This is a genomic window from Mesorhizobium sp. EU05-FHT14A09 (genome assembly GCF_058790995.1).
This window is the reverse complement of the sequence record NZ_JBYTDF010000007.1, coordinates 209,531-228,146: the sequence shown is the minus strand read 5'-3', so window position 1 is coordinate 228,146 and position 18,616 is coordinate 209,531. Positions and strand designations below refer to the sequence as shown.

The following is an 18,616-nucleotide window of genomic DNA, read 5'->3' as shown; positions in this document are numbered from 1 at the left end:
CGACAGGCGGGTTTGTCGCTGCTAGAAGCCGGCGCAACGAACGGAATTCCTGTTAAATGACCGAAACCATCGAGAAGGCGGTTGCCCGCCGCCGCACTTTCGCGATCATCGCCCACCCGGACGCCGGCAAGACCACGCTGACCGAAAAGCTGCTGCTGTTCGGCGGAGCCATCCAGCTGGCCGGCGAAGTCAAGGCCAAGAAGGATCGCATTCAGACCCGCTCGGACTGGATGAAGATCGAACGCGAACGCGGCATTTCGGTCGTCACCTCGGTGATGACCTTCGAATATGGCGACAACGTCTTCAACCTGCTCGACACGCCCGGCCACGAAGACTTCGCCGACGACACCTATCGCACGCTTTCTGCCGTGGACTCGGCCGTGATGGTCATCGATGCCGCCAAGGGTATCGAGCCGCGCACGCTGAAGCTGTTCGAGGTGTGCCGCCTGCGCGACATTCCGATCATCACCTTCGTCAACAAGATGGACCGCGAGGCGCGCGATACGTTCGAGATCCTGGACGAGATCGAACAGAAGCTGGCGCTCGACACCGCCCCCATCACCTGGCCGATCGGCCAGGGCAAGACCTTCGCCGGCACCTATCACCTCGCCGAGAACGCCGTGCGCCGCAACGACGAGGAAGTCGAGCGTACCCTTGTCCATGGTCCCGATTCCAACCGCGCCGCCGGCCTTTTGCCAGACAACGACCGCCCGGCCTTCATCGAGGAACTGGAGCTTGCCAGGGAAGCCTGCCGGCCGTTCGACCTCGATGCCTTCCGCCAGGGTCATCTCACACCGGTCTATTTCGGCTCGGCGCTGCGCAATTTCGGCGTGCGCGACCTGATCGAGGCGCTCGGCGCCTTCGGCCCGGCACCCCGCGCGCAGGAGGCCGATACGCGCAAGGTGGAAGCGACGGAACCGAAGATGACGTCCTTCGTCTTCAAGATCCAGGCCAACATGGATCCCAACCATCGCGACCGCATCGCGTTCGTGCGCGTCTGTTCGGGCACCCTGGAGCGCGGAATGAAGGCGAAGCTGGTGCGCACCGGCAAACCGATGTCGCTGACCGCGCCGCAGTTCTTCTTTGCGCGGTCGCGCATCACCGCCGACGAAGCCTATGCCGGTGACGTGGTCGGCATTCCGAACCACGGCACGCTGCGCATCGGCGACACGCTGACCGAAGGCGAGGACATCCTGTTTCGCGGCGTGCCCAACTTCGCGCCGGAAATCCTGCGCCGTGTGCGCCTTGGCGACGCCATGAAGGCCAAGAAGCTGAAGGAAGCCCTGCAGCAGATGGCTGAAGAAGGCGTGGTCCAGCTGTTCCAGCCGGAGGACGGTTCGCCGGCCATCGTCGGTGTCGTCGGCGCGCTGCAGATCGACGTGCTGAAGGAACGCCTCAACATCGAATATTCGCTGCCTGTCGATTTCGAAATGTCGCGTTTTTCGGTGTGCCGCTGGATCAGTGCCGAAGACAAGCTCGACCTGCAGCGCTTTGTCGAGGCGCATCGCGGCGACATTGCCCGCGACCTCGACAATGATCCGGTCTTCCTGGCGCAGCACGAATTCTCGCTGAATTACGAGGCCGAGCGCTGGAAAGCGATCCGTTTCGCCGCCATCAAGGATTACCAGGTCCGCGACAAGGTCGCCTAGAGCGGCTCCGGTTTCACGGAAGCGCTCTAATTCTTCGGTTTTGAGCAATTGCGGACGGAAGACCGCTAGACGGGCTTCATCGTGCGCAGCAGCGCGGTCACGCGCTGGATATCCGCTTCGCTGATCTTGCCGATCTTTTCGGCAAGCAGGTTGGCCAGTTCGGTCGCGGCGGGCGACAGGCCGGCCGTATCGATCCTCACCTTCGGATGCGAGTTCTCGGCCAGCCGCTGCAGGTCCTCGGCATCGTCCCAGATGATGTTGAAATAGCCGATGATCTTCTGGATCAGCGGCCAGCTCGGCACGCCGCGTTTGCCGTGTTCGAGCGCCGAAAGATAGGCGGCGCTCACCCCGATCGCCGCGGCCATCTGCTTCTGGCTGACGCCGCGTTCCTCGCGCAGCACCCGGATACGTTCGCCGAGCGGTGTCATGGCCGGGTTCGCCGCAGGCGCACGTAAAGCGCGCCGCCGCCGCCGTGATGCCGGGCGGCATGATCATGGCTGGAAACCAGCATCCTGAACGCCGGTGTCGAAAGCCAGGCTGGAACGGAGCGCTTCAGGACACCGTCACCCCCGGAGGACGAGCCCTTGCCGGTGATGACCAGCACATAGCGCACGCCAGTGGCATGCGCGCGGTGCAGGAAGGAAAACAGCAGCGAATAGGCTTCTTCCTGCGTCATGCCGTGCAGGTCGACACGGCCTTCGATCGGCAGCCGGCCCTTGGACAGCTTGTCCAGTGTCGGCTCGTCGAGGCTGTGGCGCACGGGTTGCGCCTTCGGCTTGGCGGGCGCCGCGGCAACGATGTTGGCCGGGGCAGGCTCCTTTTGTGGTGGTTTCGGCTCGATCGCATCCGCGAGCTCGACGATCGACTTGCCCTTGAGCGGCTTGGCCGAGCGCGCGACGAGGTTCCACAGCACGCGATCTTCTTCGGAGAGACCCTGGTCGCGGCGCCGGCTCATCCCGCTGCTCCTTCGAGCAGCGAGCGCGGTACCAGCGCGTAGAAATCGGCCGCGTTGCGCACCACGCCAGCGATCTCACCGGCGGCATCGCCGGAGCCGGCGAACAGGTCGCCGCGCGCCGGGCCGGTAATGGCGGAGCCGGTATCCTGCGCGATCATCAACCGCCGGAATGGCTCGCCGCCAAAGGCCGTAAGGGTCGGCGCATTGACATAAAAAGGTGTGCCGAACGTGTGCAGCAGCCGGTCCACTGCCATGGAGCGGCCCGCCGAGAGCGGCACTTTCGCGGCCGCGATCGGCCCGAGTTCCGGATCGTCCACCGCTGCCAGGCGAAAAAAGATGAAGGAGCGGTTCTGCCAGAGGATTTCGTCGATACGATCCGGGTTCGCCCTGAACCAGGCGCGGATCGACTGCATCGTCACCTTTTCGAGCGGAATCTCGCCGATATCGGCCAGCACGCGGCCCGGTCCCGTGAAGCGCTGGCCGGACTTTGCCGCATAGGTGACGCGCAGCTGCCGTCCATCGGTCATGTTGAGCCTGGCCGCGCCCTGCACATGGATGAAGAAGACATCGACCTTGTCGGCGAACCAGGCGATTTCGAGACCCTGGCCGGCAAGCGCGCCGCGTTCGATGGCGCCACGATCATGATATTCGACAGCCCCATCCGCCGTCCGCCGGGCGAAGGCGAGATAGGGATCCATGCCGGCAGGCCGGTTGGCGTCATCGATGTCGATCAGGTCGGCCGGGCGCGCCAGCAAGGGCCAGCGATAGCGCTCGCCCGGCACCGGCGAAGCCTCAACCACCGGCTCATAGAAGCCGGTGACCAGGCCGGCGTCATTGTTGGATGAGATGCGGGCCGGGGCGAAATGATGTTCGAAGAACGCCCGTGCATCGGCTCTGTCGCCTGGTGACGCTGCCCTTGCCGCCGCATAGGCGGCTTCGAACGCAGCAAAATCGATACCGAGCGAACCGGTACGGTACGGCTTTATCGGTGCGTGGAAGGCAGAACGGCGGAAAGCGTCGAAAGCCGCAAGATGGTCGTCGTCGGCCCAGCCGGGCAGATCGTCATAGGATCGCGCCGAAAGGAGTGGCGACAGCGGCACCTGCGGAGCTCAATCTTCTTCCTCGGTGGCGACAAGCTTCCAGTTCGGGTCGCGCGAACGGGTGTCGCGGGCAAAGGTCCACACGTCCTTGACTTCGGCGACCGTCTCCGGGTCGCCGTCGATGACGGTGCCGGCCTTGTCGCGGGTTGCCGAAATCAGCTCGCTGACGATGCGCAGCGTGACATGGGCTTCCGAACCCTTCATCTCGGCCGAAACGATGTCGGCCTTGTCGATGCCGACGAAGGAGGACTGGATTTTCTCGGACTTGGCCTCGCGGTCGCCGATGGCGGCAACGAAACCGTCATAGACCTCGCGCGACAACAGGTTCTTCAGCGTTTTGCGGTCGCCGTCGGCATAAGCCATCACGATCATCTCGTAGGCCATCTTGGCGCCGTCGACGAAACCCTTCGGCTCAAAGCTGCCGTCGGCGTCCTTGATGGCGCGCAGGCCCTTGTTGAGATCGGTGTCCGGCTTGGCGAAAGCGTCGATCGCGGCATAGGCGTCCGGCGCCGGCGCATCGCCGGGTGCCCGCTTGCGCGGCAGTGAGACCACATTTTCCGAGGACTTGGCGGCATCCTTGTCGCGCGAACGGCCGGCCGTATAGGGGTCGAATGGCGGGCGCTCGCTGCCGGTGCGGCGGCCGAGCACATTGCGCAGCTGGAAGAAGATCACCACCGCCGCGACCAGGAAGAATATCGTGCCGAAGTCGAAAAATGCCATGTGCTGTGCCAATCACCCTCGAAGCGGCCTACCAACTCAACCGGTCGCGCCTCCGGTTCGCGACTGATCACCAAACTATAAAACCATATAGAACGTGCAGCGCCATCATTCAAACGCAAGCAGCGCATACCTATTTGGTATAGTGAACGCCAGTGTCGCGATTTCAAAGTTCGCTCAGCACCCGATATCAGGCTGCAGCGCATTTCAGAACCCGCACACTCGCGGCGATTGGTCGCTTGGTTAAACATACAACGATTGGGCGGGTTTTGCGTACTTCCTTTCTCCCTTTCTTCGTGCTGGCGCTTCCCCTGCTGGAGATCGCCGGCTTTGTCGTGGTCGGCAAACAGGTCGGCGCGCTGGCCACGGTGGCGCTTGTGCTCGCCTCGACGATTGCCGGCGCCATGCTGCTCAAGCGCCAGGGTTTCAGCACCATGGTCAATGCCCGTGCCGAGATCGAGGCCGGACGCGATCCGAGCCGGCCGCTGGCACATGGCGCGATGACGATCTTTTCAGCGCTCCTCCTGATGGTGCCGGGCTTCATCACATCCATGATCGGGCTGGTTTTCCTGATCCCGGCCGTGCGCGATTTCGCCTGGCGCTTCCTCAAGTCCCGCGTTTCGGTGGTCTCTTCTTTCGGCGAGGGCGGTTTCAAGCCGCGCCAGCGTGAGAAAATCATCGATCTCGACACCGAGGATTTTTCGCGCGATCCCGATCCGAATTCGCCATGGCGGCGGCTCAAGGATGAATGAACAGGCGCTAAATCTTGTCTTGAAGCGCCTGCCGTGATAGCCAACGCCCGGTTTCAATAGGGGCCGCTTGGCCCAGCAAGGGGATTTTGGCTCATGGCCGACAACAATGAAGCGCAGGCAAGCAACGGCAACGGAGCGCAGCCGACGCTGAACGTTCTGGCCCAGTATGTGAAGGACCTTTCGTTCGAAAGCCCCGGCGCACCGAATTCGCTGCGCGGCCGCGACAAGGCTCCCGGCATCGCCATCAGCGTCAACGTCAATGCCAATCCGCTGTCCGACGAGCAGTTCGACGTCAACCTGACGCTGAACGCCAAGGCATCCTTCGACAAGGAAGTGCTGTTCAACGTCGAGCTGGTCTATGGTGGCGTCTTCAACATTGCCGGCTTCCCGCAGGAGCACATGCTGCCGATCCTGTTCATCGAATGCCCGCGCCTGCTGTTCCCGTTCGCGCGCCAGATCATTTCGGACGCGACCCGCAATGGCGGTTTCCCGCCGCTGATGCTCGATCCGATCGACTTCGCGCAGATGTTCCAGCAGAAGCTGGCCGAAGACCAGGCTGCCTCGAAGGTTCTGGTCAGCTAAGCGCTGTTTCGATATCTGATGAAAAACCCGGCCTGGCGCCGGGTTTTTTTTGGTTCGCGCAATTCCGGCAGAAGTCGTCGTCTTGCGTCCGGAAATGCGTTGAAAGAGCAGAGCGCGTCCGAGGCAACGCTGCAGGTCTGCCGCAGCACTGCCTATTCGGCTGCTTCCGAGCTTTCGCCGCCGAACTTTGCCCACAGGGCCTTTTCGCCGAGCGATTCGACCAGGCGTTTGTGGGCTTCGCGCTCGGCCTCGGTCAGCCGCGAGGCCAGCGGAACCGGCCGCATGGCGATGGTCAGCCCGACCTCCGCGCCGCCTCGGCGCCCGGCCTGTGACAGTCCGCCATCCAGGCCAAGCGCGGCCTGCTTGCCGCCGATCAGCTCGACATAGACTTCCGCCAGCAGTTCGGAGTCGAGCAGCGCCCCGTGCTTGGTGCGATGGCTGTTGTCGATGCCGTAGCGACGGCACAGCGCGTCCAGCGAGTTGGGACCCATCGGATGCTTGCGGCGCGCCAGCGCCAGCGTGTCGATCACGCGCTCCTGGCCGACGGCCGGATGGCCGAGCCGTGCGAATTCGGCATTGATGAAGCCCATGTCGAAGCCGGCATTGTGCGCGATCAGCTTTGCGCCATCGATAAAGGTCAGGAAAAGTTCGGCGATCTCGGAAAAGGTCGGCTTGCCAACCAGTTGCGCCGCATTGATGCCGTGCACGGCTTCCGCCTCGGCATTGATCATGCGGCCTTCAGGATTGATGTAGTGGTGGAAGGTGTTGCCGGTCGGGAACCGGTTGACCAGTTCGATACAGCCAAGCTCGATGATGCGGTCTTCACGCGCATCGAGCCCGGTTGTTTCCGTATCGAAGATGATTTCGCGCATTGCGAGGCTCCGCGGCCCGGATCATCTCCTCAAGGAGACGTCGGCGCTTGTTCGTTCGGATCGAAAATGGAGTCCGGCCGGCATTCCCGCAAGATCAGCGGGCGCGATTGCTGCCATTTTCCCCTGATAGCTCGGCTATGACGGCCCGGATGCCCGCCCGGGTGACGTCGAAGCCGCTGCCGGTGTCGACCACATAGTCGGCCAGCCGTCGCTTTTCGGCGTCCGGAACCTGCTTGGCGAGAATTGATTCGAACTTTTCCTCGGTCATGCCAGGGCGCGCCAGCACGCGTTCGCGCTGCTGTTCGCCCGGCGCGCTCACCACCACGACCTTGTCGACGCGGCCGCGGCCACCTGTTTCGAACAGCAGCGGGATGTCGAGCACGGCAAGCGAGGCTCCGGCCTCCCGATGGCTGGCCAGGAAAGCGTCGGCATCGGCGCGCACCAGCGGATGGATGATGCCCTCCAGCGTCTTGAGCGCGGCAGCATCACCCAGCACGCGCTGGCCGAGCTTGGCGCGATCCACCGTGCCGTCATGGGTTACGCCCGGAAATGCCGCTTCGATCAGGGGAGTCGCCGTGCCGGAGTAAAGCCGATGCACCGCTTCGTCTGAATCATGCACCGGGACGCCGGCCTCGCGGAACATCTTCGCCGCGGTCGACTTGCCCATGCCGATGGAGCCGGTGAGGCCGAGAACGATCAATGTTTGGCTCCCAGATCCGCCACGACGAGCGCGCGCAGTTCGGGGGTAACGTCCGGACGCCGGCCGAACCAGCGTTCGAAGCCGGGCACCGCCTGATGCAGCAGCATGCCGAGGCCATCGACCGTCTTCAGTCCGCGCTGCCTGGCCGCGGCCAGCAGCGGCGTCTCCAGCGGCACATAGACGATGTCGGTGACGATGGCATGGCCGGGCAGGCGGGCGGGATCGGCGGGCAGGCCTTTATTGCCATGCATGCCGAGCGCGGTGGTGTTGATCAGCAGTCCTGCATCGGTCATCAGTTCGTCGGTCGCTTCGCTGCCATGCGCTGAAATGCCTTCGCCGAACTGGTCGCGCAGCTCCTCGGCACGCGCCCTGGTGCGGTTGACGATGCGGATGTCGCGGACGCTGCGTTCCTTTAGCGCATGGATAACCGCACGCGCGGCACCCCCGGCACCCAGCACCACAGCCGGCCCGTTGCCGGCCCAGCCCGGCGCATATTCATCGAGATTGGCGGCAAAACCGTGCGCGTCGGTGTTGCCGGCGCAGAGATTGCCCTCTTCAAGCCACAGCGTGTTGACGGCGCCGATCTGCTCCGCCGCCGCATCCCGGCGTTTGACGGCGGCGAACACGGCTTCCTTGTGCGGGATGGTGACATTGCCTCCGTTGAAGCCGTTGCGCGCCAGCGCAGACAGGAACGCCGGCAGATCGTCCGGTGCAACGTCGATGGCCTCATAGCTGCCGGAAATGCCGTAGCTCTTCAGCCAGTATCCGTGGATTTTCGGCGAACGCGAATGCGCGATCGGGTGGCCGATCACGAAGGCCTTTCTCATGTCAGCCATCGATGGCACCGAGCGACCGCAGTTCGGTCAGCAGCGGCAGCAGCGGCAGGCCGACGATGGTGAAATGATCACCTTCGACCGTCTCGAACAGCTGGATGCCCTCGCCTTCGATCTGGTAGGCGCCGACGCTGGAGAGCGCTTTCGCGCCCACCCGCGCCAGATGGCGGCCGATGAAGGCCGGATCGAGCTTGCGCATGGTGAGATTGGCGATGCCGACATGGCGACACAGCACAGCGCCGTCGCGCACCAGCACGGCGGCGCTGTTCAGCTGGTGCGTCTTGCCCGACAGCGCCAGCAGATGACGGCGCGCACCTTCCATGTCGGCCGGCTTGTGGAACACCTCGTCGCCGAGCGACAGCGTCTGGTCGCAACCCAGCACCAGGGCCCCAGGCAGGCGCTGGCTCACTTCGGTCGCCTTGGCTTCGGCCAGGATCGCCGCGACATCTTCCGGCGAAGCGCCGCTGTCCTTGAGCGGTGCTTCCAGCGCGCGCTCGTCGACTTTCGCCGGCACCGCTTCGACGTCGAGGCCGGCATTCTTCAGCATGGCCAGCCGAAACGGGCTGCCTGACGCCAGGATGAGTTTTTCGGTCATGCTACCTCCGCAAGCTCACTGGTTATCGGCTATACCATGCCGCGCGATGATGGAATGACCAAATCCGGCCCTCGCCGGGCCGTCCTGCATTTCCTCCTCGCGCAAGCGGATGGCCACTATGGTATGGCAGGCATCGACTGTGGACGGTTGGACCGCCGGGAGAGACTTCTTTGGACATCATGCGGCGCGCACTCCTGGGGCTGATCGGCACGCTGCCGGCCTGGCGGTCTTCGTTCGCGGCAAAGTCCGGAGGCGACGAGGGTCTACAGGAACCATCCGAGTCGGAAACGGTGAAACCGCGCCATGTTCTTTGTTTCCTCGGTCGGGATCGGGATCTGGCGCGGCTGTCGGAAGCGGCTTCCGGCGCCATTGCGGAATTCGCCAGCGGGTTCAGCATCGACGAGACCTATTCCCAGGCCGAACCGGACGATCGCATGGTACGGTCCTTCGACGTGTGCTGGGATCGCGTCGAGCCGGGTGCCTGGACGAAGGCCGATGAAGCCGCGGTCGCCGGCCACCGATCCGTCCTCTATGTGCTCGGCCCGCCGATGACGCAGAGCAACGCCGTCACGGTCTCCACGGCGGCTTTGTTCCTCGTCGACAGCATGATCGAGAAGGGCGCGGTGGCCGTTAAGGGCGAGAGCGCCGGCATAGCGCATGGGCTGTTCCGGTGGAAACAGCTTGCGCTGCAGGCGGCTTCCGCCCTGAAGGCGGATGATGGTCCCGGTCAAAGGCGGCTTGGCCGGCTGGCCTTCGCCAAACGCCCTCTCTCGGCCAAGGGCTATCTGGAAAGCGTCGGTTTTCACCTCGTCGGATTGCCTGAGGTCTATGTGCCGGAATCGCAGGCGAGTGAGCGCGAGGCCGTTGCTACCATGGACGCCGTCGCGGACGAGATTGCCGACCGAGGCCTGGACGAGGTGCTGAGGAAACGCGGGGCGAACCTCTCGTTCGAATCCCAATATGAAGAGGACGAGTTCAAGTTCAATCCGTATGGGACAGTGAGGCTCGTCGGCTAATGCGCGTCGCGATCTTTCAGATTCGCTCCTTGCGCATTAGGTCTTTGATTTTACGCATGTCCTTATCGCAAAACCGCTGCACACTTTTGCTCGACATGCTCTGATCCCCGCTTATTCGGCCGCGAGCGGCATCCCTGAAGCCGGTGCGAACGGACGGATGCTGATGCCGGCCTTCGTCATGGTTACGAAGCTCGCCGGCGGAATGGCTTGCCATTCGGCGCTCTCACGGTCGAACGGTTCCGACACGATGCAGCGACCGCCGTGGAATGCGGATGTATAGAGTGTCGGGGCCAGGCCATCGGTCGAATAGCGCACCGCATGCACGGCTTCGCCGTCGGAAAAAGCAGCGGTCAATTTCAGGGCCGGATCGACATCCGCTCGCTGGGCGGCCGCAAGCACTCGGGAGGTCGCCCTTTCCAGCGCGCCTTGCGGATCGGTTTCCAGTCCCGCGTCGATCATCAGGAAGAAGAACAGTTCGGAATCGGTTGTGCCTTCGATCTGGTCGTAGAGCGCATCCGGCAAGGCTGCCTCGAGCGCGCGGCGAATGCGCTCGAAACCGCCGATCTGGCCATTGTGCATGAACGACCAGCGTCCCGAAACGAAGGGATGGCAATTGGCGCGGCTGGTGGCGCCGCCGGTCGAGGCGCGCACATGCGCCAGGAACAGGCCGGAGCGGATCTGCCGGCAGAGGCTTTTGAGGTTTGGATCCGACCAGGCCGGTAGGATATCGCGGTAGAGGCCGGGCTCTGTGCGGCCGCCATACCAGGCCAGGCCGAAACCGTCGCCATTGGTGGGCGATTTGGCTTCCTGCGCGCAATGGCTCTGCGCGATCAGCGAATGACAAGGCGCGCTGACGATGTCTTCCAGGAAGACGTCTTCACCGAGATAGGCCGCCCATCGGCACATGCGTCATCGTCCTTCAGGCACGGTCAGTCAAAGCTGGCCTTGCGGATCACGCCTGCGGACGCCGGTTGTGCGTGCGCTCGTAGAGCTGGCGGATGATCCCGCTGGCCGTAGTCTCGAACAGGAAGGGTAAGAAAGCATGAATGAGCGCGGCGCCGCCGGCCATGAACAGCCTGCTGGCAAACCAGCCGGCGAAGCGCATGTGTTCGAAATAGCTCTCGTCGACCGAATGCGGGTGATCGGTGAACAGGCGGGCGATGCGCGTCGTCATGGTGATTCTCCCATTCTTTGCACCATCGTCCCACGCAATTCCGGGATGATGATCCCAATTTGTCCTTGATGAGCATTTGAGATTGGGACAAATATCCCAAGATGGCTCACGAACTTGATACGATTGATCGAAGAATCCTTGCCGAATTGCAAAGGGACGGCACCTTGTCGGTCGATCAGCTTTCAGAGCGGGTTGGCCTGTCCCGCAATGCCTGCTGGCGACGCGTGAAGAGACTGGAGGACGAGCGCGTCGTTACCGGCCGGGTCGCGCTGGTCGACGCGGACAAGCTTGGGCTCGGTCTTTCCGTGTTCATCATCGTGCGCACCTCCAGCCATGATCCGGACTGGCTGGCGAAGTTCCGCACCGCGGTGACATCCTTCCCCGAGATCACCGGTGTCTACCGGATGTCCGGTGATCTCGACTATGTGTTGCGCGCCCGGGTCGCCGACGTGAAGGCTTATGACCGCCTCTACCAGCGCCTGATTGCCAAGGTGCCCCTGTCCGACGTGTCGGCCTCCTTCGTCATGGAGGAAATCAAGGAAACCACCGTCGTGCCGGTGGAGGTGCGCTAGCCGGCGGATCGGTCGGCACGGTTCTCGACTGCGGCGGTTTGTTCTCGTATGTTACGGTCGTAACATCAGGAATCAACCATGGTTTCCCTATCCTGGCTTCTGCTCACCTATAAGGTGCCGCCCGAACCGGCGACGAAGCGTATTGCGCTATGGCGGAAGCTGAAGGGCATGGGCGCTGTCTATCTGCAGAACGGCGTCTGCCTGCTGCCCAAGACCGACGACCACATACGCCGGCTGAAGATGATCGAGAATGACATCCTCGAAATGGCGGGCGAGTCCGTGATCCTGGAGACTGTCGCACTGGATCGTGCACAGGAAGACAAGGTCGTGCAGCGCTTCCGTGCCGACCGCGACGACCAGTACCGCGAGTTCCTCGGCCGCTGCGCCGATTTCGAGACCGAGATCGCCAAGGAAGTCGCCATCAACAAGTTCACATACGCCGAGCTCGACGAAGAAGACGCCGATCTCAGGAAACTGCAGGGTTGGCTGGAGAAGATCCGCAAGCTCGATTTCTACGAAGCGCCGCTGGCCGAGGAAGCAGCGGAGCGCCTGCGTGCCTGCGAGGCCCTGCTGGACAGCTACGCCAGGCGCGTCTTTGACGCCCATGACGAGAACCGTTGAGATGAATGACGCCGACAAGGTCACCGGCCCGGCAACGCGTCGCGGTCTTCCAGCCGGTGTCTGGGCGCTCGGCTTTGTCTCGATGTTCATGGACATCTCCTCGGAGATGATCCACGCGCTGCTGCCCGTCTACATGGTGGCGGTGCTTGGCACGTCGAGCCTGACCGTCGGCATCATCGAAGGCATTGCCGAGGCCACCGCCTCGATCACCAAGATCTTTTCCGGCGCGCTCAGCGACTGGCTGGGCAAGCGCAAGATGCTGGCCGCGCTCGGTTATGGGTTGGCCGCGATCACCAAGCCGGTGTTTCCGCTGGCGCCGTCGATCGGCTGGCTGGTCGCCGCACGTTTCGTTGACCGCATCGGCAAGGGCATCCGCGGCGCCCCGCGTGACGCCTTGATCGCCGACATCACGCCGGCGGAACAGCGCGGCGCCAGCTTCGGCCTGCGCCAGTCGCTGGACACCATCGGCGCTTTCGCCGGTCCATTGCTGGCGGTGGCGTTGATGTGGGCGACAGCCGATCATTTCCAGGCGGTTTTCTGGGTCGCCGTCATCCCGGCCTTCATCGCTGTTGCCCTGATCGTCTTTGCCGTGAAGGAGCCCGAGCGACCGGCTGGCCAGCGCAAGGTTCGCATGCCGTTGCGGCGCTCGGAACTGCGGCTTCTTGGCGCGACGTTCTGGCTGGTGGTGACCGTTTCTGCGGTTTTCACGCTCGCCCGGTTCAGCGAGGCCTTCCTGATCCTGCGTGCGCAGTCGATCGGCCTGTCGCTCGCACTGGTGCCGATCGTCCTGGTGGTGATGAACCTGGCCTACTCGCTGTCGGCCTATCCGGTTGGCGTGCTCGCCGACCGCGTCAGCCGGGCGATGCTTCTCGCCGTCGGTCTGCTGTTTCTGGTGGCGGCCGACCTGGTGCTTGGCCTGGTGCCGAACATCCTGGGTCTGCTTGTCGGCGTCGTGCTGTGGGGGCTGCACATGGGCTTCACCCAGGGGCTGCTGGCAACGCTTATCGCCGATGCGGCGCCGGCGGAACTGCGCGGCACGGCATTCGGCATGTTCAACCTAGTCACCGGCGTTGCGCTGCTTTTCGCCAGCGTGCTGGCCGGGTTCCTGTGGGATCAGTTCGGACCGCAGGCCACCTTCCTGGCTGGCGCCGTCTTTGCTGTTGTGACGCTGGTCGGGCTGCTGCCTGTGCGGGCACGGCTGTCGACGCATGCCGGGCGATGAAAGATTCGCTTCGAAACACCCGTAACCGGTTGACTTGACGCACGGCTCGCCCGATAGGATCGCGCCATGCACCCGACACCTCAAAATCAATCCGTCTTTGGCCAGACGGTCGGTTTCGTCCGCTTGCCGCATGGCGAGGGGCTGGCGTTGCCGGCCTATGAAAGCGCCGGCGCCGCCGGCATGGATCTCAGGGCTGCCGTTCCCGAGGATCGGCCGCTGCTCATCCTTCCGGGCCGTCGCGCTTTGGTGCCAACCGGCCTGGTGATGGAAATCCCCGAAGGCCTTGAAGGCCAGGTTCGTCCCCGCTCCGGCCTTGCGCTGAAACACGGCATCACCTGCCTCAACACGCCCGGTACCGTCGACAGCGATTATCGCGGCGAGGTCAAGGTGCTGCTGATCAACCATGGCGACGAAGAGTTTTACGTCGAGCGCGGCATGCGCATTGCCCAGATCGTCTTCGCGCCCGCCGTTCAGGTCCGCTCCGAGGAACGCAGCCTCGCCGGCGGCACCGATCGAGGCGGTGGCGGTTTCGGATCGACCGGAACCGCCTGATGGCGCTGCCAGGGCTCGTCATCTTCGACTGCGACGGTATCCTGGTCGATACCGAGAACATGGCTAACGAGCGGCTGGCACTGTGGCTCACCGAAGCTGGCTATCCCGTCGACTTCGACTATTGCCGCAAGCATTTTTCCGGCCGGTCGATGGTCTCGGTGCGCAACGAGATTCTTGAAACGGCAGGCATCGATCTCGGCGAGGATTTCGCTGACCGCTGGAATCTCGGCCTGCCGGATCTTTTTGCCAACGGCGTCGACGAAATCCCTTATGTGCGCGACGTGATCGACGCCGTTCGCGCGGCGAGCATCCCTTATTGCGTCGCCTCTTCGGCACGCGTTTCCAAGATGCATATTACGCTCGGCGTAACCGGGCTGCTTCCGTTCTTTGAACACGCCATGTTCAGTTCCACCATGGTCGGCCGTTCGAAACCGTTCCCGGACCTGTTCCTGCATGCGGCCAGGGAAATGGGCGTCTCACCGGCCGATTGCATCGTCATCGAGGATTCGGTGGCCGGCACCAAGGCCGGTATCGCTGCGGGTATGCGGGTGTTCTCCTACCATGGCGATCCGCATTCCGATCCCGAAGGGCTGGAAAAGGCAGGCGGCATCCTCTTTGCCGACATGCGCGACTTGCCAGGATTGATCCCGCTGCGCTGAGCAGTCTTCAGCGCTTCATGACCGTTCCGTCGCGCCTGCTACCGGTGTTTTGGCAGGAGTGTTGCGTGCAGGCTGCCTGACCCAATCGCATTCGTTTGCTGCGTCCGGGCGGTCCCAGTAGTCTTCCTCTCCTGAAATTCGCCACAGCCTGCAGATTGAATTCGAAACTGTGGCCGGCACGTCTTTTGCGGAGAGACTTCGATGGACAAGGGCAAGATTTTCCGAAACCTGCACGCTGAAACCTTCGTCATTCCCAACCCGTGGGATATCGGCTCGGCCAAACTGCTTTCTTCCCTGGGATTCAAGGCATTGGCCACGACCAGCGCCGGCTATGCCTTTTCACGCGGCCTGCCGGATGGCGCGATCGGCTTCGAGGAAATGATCCAGCATTGCCGGGAAATCGTCGCAGCCACCAGCCTGCCGGTTTCGGCCGATCTGGAAAAGGGCAAGGGCGACAGTGCCGAAAGCGCCGGCGAGACCATTTTTGCCGCCGAGGCTGCGGGGCTGGCAGGGTGCTCGATCGAAGACCACACCGGCGACGCCGACAATCCGATCTATGATTTCACACAGGCCGTGGAACGTGTCGCCGCGGCGGCGGAAGCTGCGCGCGCCCTGAAGCACGATTTCGTCTTCACGGCGCGTGCCGAGAATTTCCTGCACGGCAGGCCCGATCTCGACGACACCATCCGCCGGCTGCAGGCCTATCAGAAGGCGGGCGCGGACGTGCTTTATGCGCCAGGTCTCTCCGACATCGCCTCGGTCCGTGCCGTCTGCCAGGCACTCGAGAAACCGGTCAATGTGCTGTCGACTGCCGATTTCACCGTTCCAGCGCTGGCCGAAGCCGGCGCCAGGCGCATATCCGTCGGCTCGCAGCTTGCCTGCACGGCTTTCAGCGCCCTTGAGCGGGCCGGTCGCGAATTGCTAGATATCGGTTCCTTCACCTTCAACCGGGCCAACACCATGACCTACAGGAAGATGACCGAACTGTTTGCCGCGGATCAGTCGTGACGGCACCGCTCACCGTTGTCGATATGCACACCGGTGGCGAGCCGCTCAGGATCGTCACCGGCGGTTATCCTCCTATCCCGAAGGGCACCATCCTCGAGAAGCGCGCCTACGTGCGCGACCATCTCGACCATCTGCGCCGCATCCTGATGTTCGAGCCGCGCGGCCACTACGACATGTATGGCGCGCTGCTGGTGGAGCCGGACCTGACCGGCGCCGACCTCGCCGTGCTGTTCATGCACAATGAAGGCTATTCCACCATGTGCGGCCATGCCATCGTGGCGCTTGGCCGCTATGCCATCGACCAGGGAATGGTGGCCGCGAAGGAACCATTGACGACGGTGAACATCGAGGCGCCCTGCGGGCTGGTCGTCGCCTCAGTCGAGGTCGTCGATGGCAAGGCAGGCGCCGTTTCCTTCGAAAGCGTGCCGGCTTTCCTGTTTGCCGGCGGCCAGACGGTGGATCTGGCAGGTTTCGGACGTGTCGGCTTCGACATCGCCTATGGCGGCGCCTTCTATGCATTGGCCGACTGCCGGCAGTTCGGCCTGGCGTTCGGTGTCAGCCGCGTGCGCGATTTCGTCGATGCCGCAACCGCTCTGACCGAACAGCTGAAGCGCGATTTTCCGCTTTCGCACCCCGACCATGACGATCTCGCTTTCCTCTACGGCACCATCTTGACCGACGGCGCCGACGCTTTCTCGGACCAGCCGACCCGCAACATCTGCGTTTTCGCCGATGCCGAGGTGGACCGCTCGCCGACCGGCTCCGGCGTGACAGCGCGTCTTGCGGCGATGTACGCCAAGGGCCAGATCGGCGCCGGCCAGAAGCGCGTTTTCGAAAGCATCGCCGGGTCGCGCTTTTCCGGCGGCGTCGTGCGCGAAACACAGGCAGGGCGGCATGCGGCCATCGTTGCGGAGGTCGGCGGTCGCGCCTACTATAGCGGCCGCGCCGAATTCATCGTCGAGGCGGATGACGCGCTCGGCCAAGGATTCCTGCTCAGATGAACGTTGCGATACGTGCCGTGTTGATCGCCGCCGCGCTGTCGGTCGGTTTCAGTCGTTCGGCGCTTGCCGACGAGAAGGGCGAGTTCGCCGCGCTGGTCGAAGCGCTGCACAACGAGATCGCCGGCTGCTGGATGCCGCCTGACATGAAAGGCACCAAGCCGGCACCCATCATTGTCAAGGTTCGCCTCAAGCGTGACGGCTCTCTTGCCGCCAAGCCCACGGTCGAGAACCCGCCCAAGGCCAAGGAAGCCAAACTGCTCGCGGCCAGCGCCGTGCGTGCCGTGGAGCGTTGCGCGCCCTTCCGCAGCATGAAGCGCACCCGCGTTCCTTACGAGCGCTGGCGTGAACTGAAACTCAACTTCGCGCCGATGTTCTGAGGCGTCTTTTCACTTTCGGATTGCCACTGTGCGTCGTTCCCGGTTCTATCTGCGGTAGACTGGGCATTGGGGAGCGCAAAGCATGCGATCATGCGTCTGGTACGTTCTGGCTATCTCGTCGGTATGGGTTTTGACGCCGACGGCCCAGGCCGAGGAAAAAACGCCTGACGCCAAAGGAAAGATCAGCAAAGCAGCCATGGCGACGATGAGAGACAAGCTCTCAAGCTGTTGGTCTATCCCGGATTCACCGAATTTGGACTCGTTGACGGTCGCGGTGGTCATCGAATTGAAGCCTGACGGCTCGCTTGCGAAAGCGCCAAGAATTCAAAATCCGAAACCGGGTAAGGAATTTCAGGATTTTGCCAAGAGCGCGATACGAGCTATTCGGAAATGCGCTCCGTATACAATGCTGCTTCCTTACGATCGAGATATCTGGAGCGAAATCGCCATCACCTTCGCCCCTCGGTAGGACCTCCCACTTCACAGCAATAGCTTGCAAAAAATCGGCATTCGACTAGACCCGCGCCCGGCCGGCGTGGCAGAAAGCCGGGGTTTTGGGCTGTTGGAGCGCCGTGCGTCCGAAGGGATGCGCAAAAGGTCGCTCCAGAACTTTGATTTGGCGCGCCGCGCGGAGACCTGAATGCCGGATTATGACGTTCTGTGCATTGGCAATGCCATTGTCGACATCATCGCCCAATGCGATGAGGCTTTTCTCGCCGACAACGGCATCATCAAGGGTGCGATGAACCTGATCGATGCCGATCGCGCGGAACAGCTCTACCGCCGCATGGGGCCTGCCGTCGAAGCTTCCGGCGGCAGCGCCGGCAACACCGCTGCCGGCATCGCCAGTTTCGGTGGTCGTGCCGCTTACTTCGGCAAGGTCTCTAGGGATCATCTCGGCGAGATCTTCACCCATGACATCCAGGCACAGGGCGTAGCCTTCGACACCAGGCCGCTGGTCGGCACGCCGCCGACGGCGCGCTCGATGATCTTCGTCACCCCGGACGGCGAGCGTTCGATGAACACCTACCTCGGCGCCTGCGTCGAGCTTGGACCGGAGGATGTCGAGGCCGACAAGGCGGCCGGTGCCGCGGTGACCTATTTCGAAGGCTATCTGTGGGACCCGCCCCGCGCCAAGGAAGCCATCCGGCTTACCGCCCAGCACGCGCACGCCGCTGGCCGCGAGGTTTCGATGTCGCTGTCGGACAGTTTCTGCGTCGACCGCTATCGTGGTGAATTCCTCGACCTGATGCGCTCGCGCACGGTCGATATCATTTTTGCCAACAGCCACGAGATCAAGTCGCTCTACCAGACTTCATCCTTCGATGAAGCCCTGGCGCAGATCCGCAAGGATTGCCGCATTGCCGCGGTGACACGCTCGGAAAAGGGCTCCGTCATCGTCAATGGCGACGATACTTTCGTCATTGAGGCAACCAAGATCAGCGAACTGGTCGACACGACCGGCGCTGGCGATCTCTACGCTGCCGGTTTCCTGCATGGCTATACCCAGGGCCGCGATCTCAAGACCTGCGGTGACCTCGGTTCACTGGCTGCAGGCCTGGTCATCCAGCAGATAGGGCCGCGTCCGCGCCAGAACCTCAAGCGCGAGGCCGAACAGGCCGGGCTGGCTTAATCCCAGAGCGTTTCCTGTTTTGGAAA

The 18,616-nt window shown here is 63.1% G+C and carries 24 protein-coding genes; 14 read left to right on the top strand and 10 right to left on the bottom strand.

Annotated features, from left to right (window positions below; translation table 11 throughout):
• Positions 1-56: 56 nt before the first annotated feature.
• The gene (locus tag AC3WTO_RS22875; protein WP_492463213.1) at positions 57-1,649 is read left to right on the top strand and encodes a peptide chain release factor 3; all 1,593 of its coding nucleotides are present in this window, start codon (positions 57-59) and stop codon (positions 1,647-1,649) included.
• A gap of 65 nt (positions 1,650-1,714) precedes the next feature.
• Here AC3WTO_RS22875 and AC3WTO_RS22870 read toward each other — a convergent pair whose 3' ends face one another.
• The 4 genes from AC3WTO_RS22870 to AC3WTO_RS22855 are packed head-to-tail and all read right to left on the bottom strand — an operon-like array spanning position 1,715 to position 4,424.
• Positions 1,715-2,077: a helix-turn-helix domain-containing protein gene (locus AC3WTO_RS22870; protein WP_492463212.1), complete on the bottom strand. Its 363-nt coding sequence runs from the start codon at positions 2,075-2,077 to the stop codon at positions 1,715-1,717.
• On the bottom strand, positions 2,074-2,604 hold the full coding sequence (locus AC3WTO_RS22865; RefSeq protein ID WP_492463211.1) for a Smr/MutS family protein: 531 nt from the start codon (positions 2,602-2,604) through the stop codon (positions 2,074-2,076). Before AC3WTO_RS22865 ends, AC3WTO_RS22870 begins: the two co-directional genes overlap by 4 nt.
• The gene (mltA, locus tag AC3WTO_RS22860; protein WP_492463210.1) at positions 2,601-3,704 is read right to left on the bottom strand and encodes a murein transglycosylase A; all 1,104 of its coding nucleotides are present in this window, start codon (positions 3,702-3,704) and stop codon (positions 2,601-2,603) included. The genes AC3WTO_RS22865 and mltA overlap by 4 nt, the downstream gene beginning before the upstream one ends.
• 9 nt (positions 3,705-3,713) lie before the next feature.
• Positions 3,714-4,424, bottom strand: coding sequence for a Tim44/TimA family putative adaptor protein (locus tag AC3WTO_RS22855; protein ID WP_492463209.1), 711 nt, complete (start codon positions 4,422-4,424; stop codon positions 3,714-3,716).
• A 266-nt stretch (positions 4,425-4,690) separates the two neighbouring features.
• On the opposite strand from AC3WTO_RS22855, the gene AC3WTO_RS22850 reads away from it, so the two are divergent.
• Both AC3WTO_RS22850 and secB read left to right on the top strand, forming a co-directional pair.
• Positions 4,691-5,173, top strand: coding sequence for an FxsA family protein (locus tag AC3WTO_RS22850; protein ID WP_492463208.1), 483 nt, complete (start codon positions 4,691-4,693; stop codon positions 5,171-5,173).
• 93 nt (positions 5,174-5,266) lie between these two features.
• Complete coding sequence (gene secB, locus AC3WTO_RS22845) at positions 5,267-5,755, top strand: protein-export chaperone SecB (protein WP_492463207.1); 489 nt, start codon at positions 5,267-5,269, stop codon at positions 5,753-5,755.
• A gap of 152 nt (positions 5,756-5,907) precedes the next feature.
• On the opposite strand, the gene dnaQ is transcribed toward secB, so the two are convergent.
• The 4 genes from dnaQ to AC3WTO_RS22825 form a co-directional block, all read right to left on the bottom strand.
• Complete coding sequence (gene dnaQ / locus AC3WTO_RS22840; RefSeq protein WP_492463206.1) at positions 5,908-6,627, bottom strand: DNA polymerase III subunit epsilon; 720 nt, start codon at positions 6,625-6,627, stop codon at positions 5,908-5,910.
• Positions 6,628-6,721: 94 nt separating this feature from the next.
• Positions 6,722-7,327, bottom strand: coding sequence for a dephospho-CoA kinase (gene coaE, locus AC3WTO_RS22835; RefSeq protein WP_492463205.1), 606 nt, complete (start codon positions 7,325-7,327; stop codon positions 6,722-6,724).
• On the bottom strand, positions 7,324-8,163 hold the full coding sequence (locus AC3WTO_RS22830; RefSeq protein ID WP_492463204.1) for a shikimate dehydrogenase: 840 nt from the start codon (positions 8,161-8,163) through the stop codon (positions 7,324-7,326). The genes coaE and AC3WTO_RS22830 overlap by 4 nt, the downstream gene beginning before the upstream one ends.
• Positions 8,156-8,755, bottom strand: coding sequence for a Maf-like protein (locus AC3WTO_RS22825; protein WP_492463203.1), 600 nt, complete (start codon positions 8,753-8,755; stop codon positions 8,156-8,158). The genes AC3WTO_RS22830 and AC3WTO_RS22825 overlap by 8 nt, the downstream gene beginning before the upstream one ends.
• 170 nt (positions 8,756-8,925) lie before the next feature.
• On the opposite strand from AC3WTO_RS22825, the gene AC3WTO_RS22820 reads away from it, so the two are divergent.
• The gene (locus AC3WTO_RS22820) at positions 8,926-9,771 is read left to right on the top strand and encodes a hypothetical protein (protein WP_492463202.1); all 846 of its coding nucleotides are present in this window, start codon (positions 8,926-8,928) and stop codon (positions 9,769-9,771) included.
• Between the two features lie 111 nt (positions 9,772-9,882).
• Here the strand turns inward: AC3WTO_RS22820 and AC3WTO_RS22815 are convergent, their stop codons facing one another.
• Both AC3WTO_RS22815 and AC3WTO_RS22810 read right to left on the bottom strand, forming a co-directional pair.
• Positions 9,883-10,677, bottom strand: coding sequence for a class II glutamine amidotransferase (locus AC3WTO_RS22815; protein ID WP_492463201.1), 795 nt, complete (start codon positions 10,675-10,677; stop codon positions 9,883-9,885).
• A gap of 46 nt (positions 10,678-10,723) precedes the next feature.
• Positions 10,724-10,945 (bottom strand): DUF6356 family protein, encoded by a 222-nt coding sequence (locus AC3WTO_RS22810; protein WP_129412364.1) that lies wholly within the window; start codon positions 10,943-10,945, stop codon positions 10,724-10,726.
• Positions 10,946-11,046: 101 nt separating this feature from the next.
• Between AC3WTO_RS22810 and AC3WTO_RS22805 the strand changes: the two genes are divergently transcribed.
• The 10 genes from AC3WTO_RS22805 to AC3WTO_RS22760 all read left to right on the top strand — a co-directional run bounded on the left by AC3WTO_RS22805 (position 11,047) and on the right by AC3WTO_RS22760 (position 18,590).
• The gene (locus tag AC3WTO_RS22805) at positions 11,047-11,517 is read left to right on the top strand and encodes an Lrp/AsnC family transcriptional regulator (RefSeq protein WP_492463200.1); all 471 of its coding nucleotides are present in this window, start codon (positions 11,047-11,049) and stop codon (positions 11,515-11,517) included.
• A 78-nt stretch (positions 11,518-11,595) separates the two neighbouring features.
• Positions 11,596-12,138: a Chromate resistance protein ChrB gene (locus AC3WTO_RS22800; RefSeq protein WP_492463199.1), complete on the top strand. Its 543-nt coding sequence runs from the start codon at positions 11,596-11,598 to the stop codon at positions 12,136-12,138.
• Positions 12,122-13,360: an MFS transporter gene (locus AC3WTO_RS22795; RefSeq protein ID WP_492463198.1), complete on the top strand. Its 1,239-nt coding sequence runs from the start codon at positions 12,122-12,124 to the stop codon at positions 13,358-13,360. Before AC3WTO_RS22800 ends, AC3WTO_RS22795 begins: the two co-directional genes overlap by 17 nt.
• A gap of 66 nt (positions 13,361-13,426) precedes the next feature.
• Positions 13,427-13,912, top strand: coding sequence for a dUTP diphosphatase (gene dut, locus AC3WTO_RS22790; protein ID WP_492463197.1), 486 nt, complete (start codon positions 13,427-13,429; stop codon positions 13,910-13,912).
• Positions 13,912-14,571 (top strand): HAD family hydrolase, encoded by a 660-nt coding sequence (locus AC3WTO_RS22785; RefSeq protein ID WP_492463196.1) that lies wholly within the window; start codon positions 13,912-13,914, stop codon positions 14,569-14,571. The genes dut and AC3WTO_RS22785 overlap by 1 nt, the downstream gene beginning before the upstream one ends.
• Before the next feature lie 201 nt (positions 14,572-14,772).
• Positions 14,773-15,579, top strand: coding sequence for an isocitrate lyase/PEP mutase family protein (locus AC3WTO_RS22780; RefSeq protein WP_492463195.1), 807 nt, complete (start codon positions 14,773-14,775; stop codon positions 15,577-15,579).
• 23 nt (positions 15,580-15,602) lie between these two features.
• Positions 15,603-16,580, top strand: a complete 978-nt coding sequence (locus AC3WTO_RS22775; RefSeq protein WP_492463247.1) for a proline racemase family protein — start codon at positions 15,603-15,605, stop codon at positions 16,578-16,580.
• Positions 16,577-16,957 (top strand): UCP034077 family protein, encoded by a 381-nt coding sequence (locus AC3WTO_RS22770; protein WP_492463194.1) that lies wholly within the window; start codon positions 16,577-16,579, stop codon positions 16,955-16,957. Before AC3WTO_RS22775 ends, AC3WTO_RS22770 begins: the two co-directional genes overlap by 4 nt.
• 82 nt (positions 16,958-17,039) lie before the next feature.
• A complete protein-coding gene (locus AC3WTO_RS22765; protein ID WP_492463193.1) occupies positions 17,040-17,426 on the top strand; it encodes a cell envelope integrity TolA family protein in 387 nt (128 codons plus the stop codon).
• A 171-nt stretch (positions 17,427-17,597) separates the two neighbouring features.
• Positions 17,598-18,590: an adenosine kinase gene (locus tag AC3WTO_RS22760; protein WP_492463192.1), complete on the top strand. Its 993-nt coding sequence runs from the start codon at positions 17,598-17,600 to the stop codon at positions 18,588-18,590.
• Positions 18,591-18,616: the final 26 nt, after the last annotated feature.

Coding starts and splice junctions, on each gene's coding strand:
- AC3WTO_RS22875 (WP_492463213.1), top strand. CDS start 57: ATGACCGAAACCATCGAGAAGGCGGTTGCCCGCCGCCGCACTTTCGCG.
- AC3WTO_RS22870 (WP_492463212.1), bottom strand. CDS start 2,077: ATGACACCGCTCGGCGAACGTATCCGGGTGCTGCGCGAGGAACGCGGC.
- AC3WTO_RS22865 (WP_492463211.1), bottom strand. CDS start 2,604: ATGAGCCGGCGCCGCGACCAGGGTCTCTCCGAAGAAGATCGCGTGCTG.
- AC3WTO_RS22855 (WP_492463209.1), bottom strand. CDS start 4,424: ATGGCATTTTTCGACTTCGGCACGATATTCTTCCTGGTCGCGGCGGTG.
- secB (WP_492463207.1), top strand. CDS start 5,267: ATGGCCGACAACAATGAAGCGCAGGCAAGCAACGGCAACGGAGCGCAG.
- dnaQ (WP_492463206.1), bottom strand. CDS start 6,627: ATGCGCGAAATCATCTTCGATACGGAAACAACCGGGCTCGATGCGCGT.
- AC3WTO_RS22830 (WP_492463204.1), bottom strand. CDS start 8,163: ATGGCTGACATGAGAAAGGCCTTCGTGATCGGCCACCCGATCGCGCAT.
- AC3WTO_RS22825 (WP_492463203.1), bottom strand. CDS start 8,755: ATGACCGAAAAACTCATCCTGGCGTCAGGCAGCCCGTTTCGGCTGGCC.
- AC3WTO_RS22815 (WP_492463201.1), bottom strand. CDS start 10,677: ATGTGCCGATGGGCGGCCTATCTCGGTGAAGACGTCTTCCTGGAAGAC.
- AC3WTO_RS22810 (WP_129412364.1), bottom strand. CDS start 10,945: ATGACGACGCGCATCGCCCGCCTGTTCACCGATCACCCGCATTCGGTC.
- AC3WTO_RS22805 (WP_492463200.1), top strand. CDS start 11,047: ATGGCTCACGAACTTGATACGATTGATCGAAGAATCCTTGCCGAATTG.
- AC3WTO_RS22800 (WP_492463199.1), top strand. CDS start 11,596: ATGGTTTCCCTATCCTGGCTTCTGCTCACCTATAAGGTGCCGCCCGAA.
- AC3WTO_RS22795 (WP_492463198.1), top strand. CDS start 12,122: ATGACGAGAACCGTTGAGATGAATGACGCCGACAAGGTCACCGGCCCG.
- dut (WP_492463197.1), top strand. CDS start 13,427: ATGCACCCGACACCTCAAAATCAATCCGTCTTTGGCCAGACGGTCGGT.
- AC3WTO_RS22785 (WP_492463196.1), top strand. CDS start 13,912: ATGGCGCTGCCAGGGCTCGTCATCTTCGACTGCGACGGTATCCTGGTC.
- AC3WTO_RS22780 (WP_492463195.1), top strand. CDS start 14,773: ATGGACAAGGGCAAGATTTTCCGAAACCTGCACGCTGAAACCTTCGTC.
- AC3WTO_RS22775 (WP_492463247.1), top strand. CDS start 15,603: ATGCACACCGGTGGCGAGCCGCTCAGGATCGTCACCGGCGGTTATCCT.
- AC3WTO_RS22770 (WP_492463194.1), top strand. CDS start 16,577: ATGAACGTTGCGATACGTGCCGTGTTGATCGCCGCCGCGCTGTCGGTC.
- AC3WTO_RS22765 (WP_492463193.1), top strand. CDS start 17,040: ATGCGATCATGCGTCTGGTACGTTCTGGCTATCTCGTCGGTATGGGTT.
- AC3WTO_RS22760 (WP_492463192.1), top strand. CDS start 17,598: ATGCCGGATTATGACGTTCTGTGCATTGGCAATGCCATTGTCGACATC.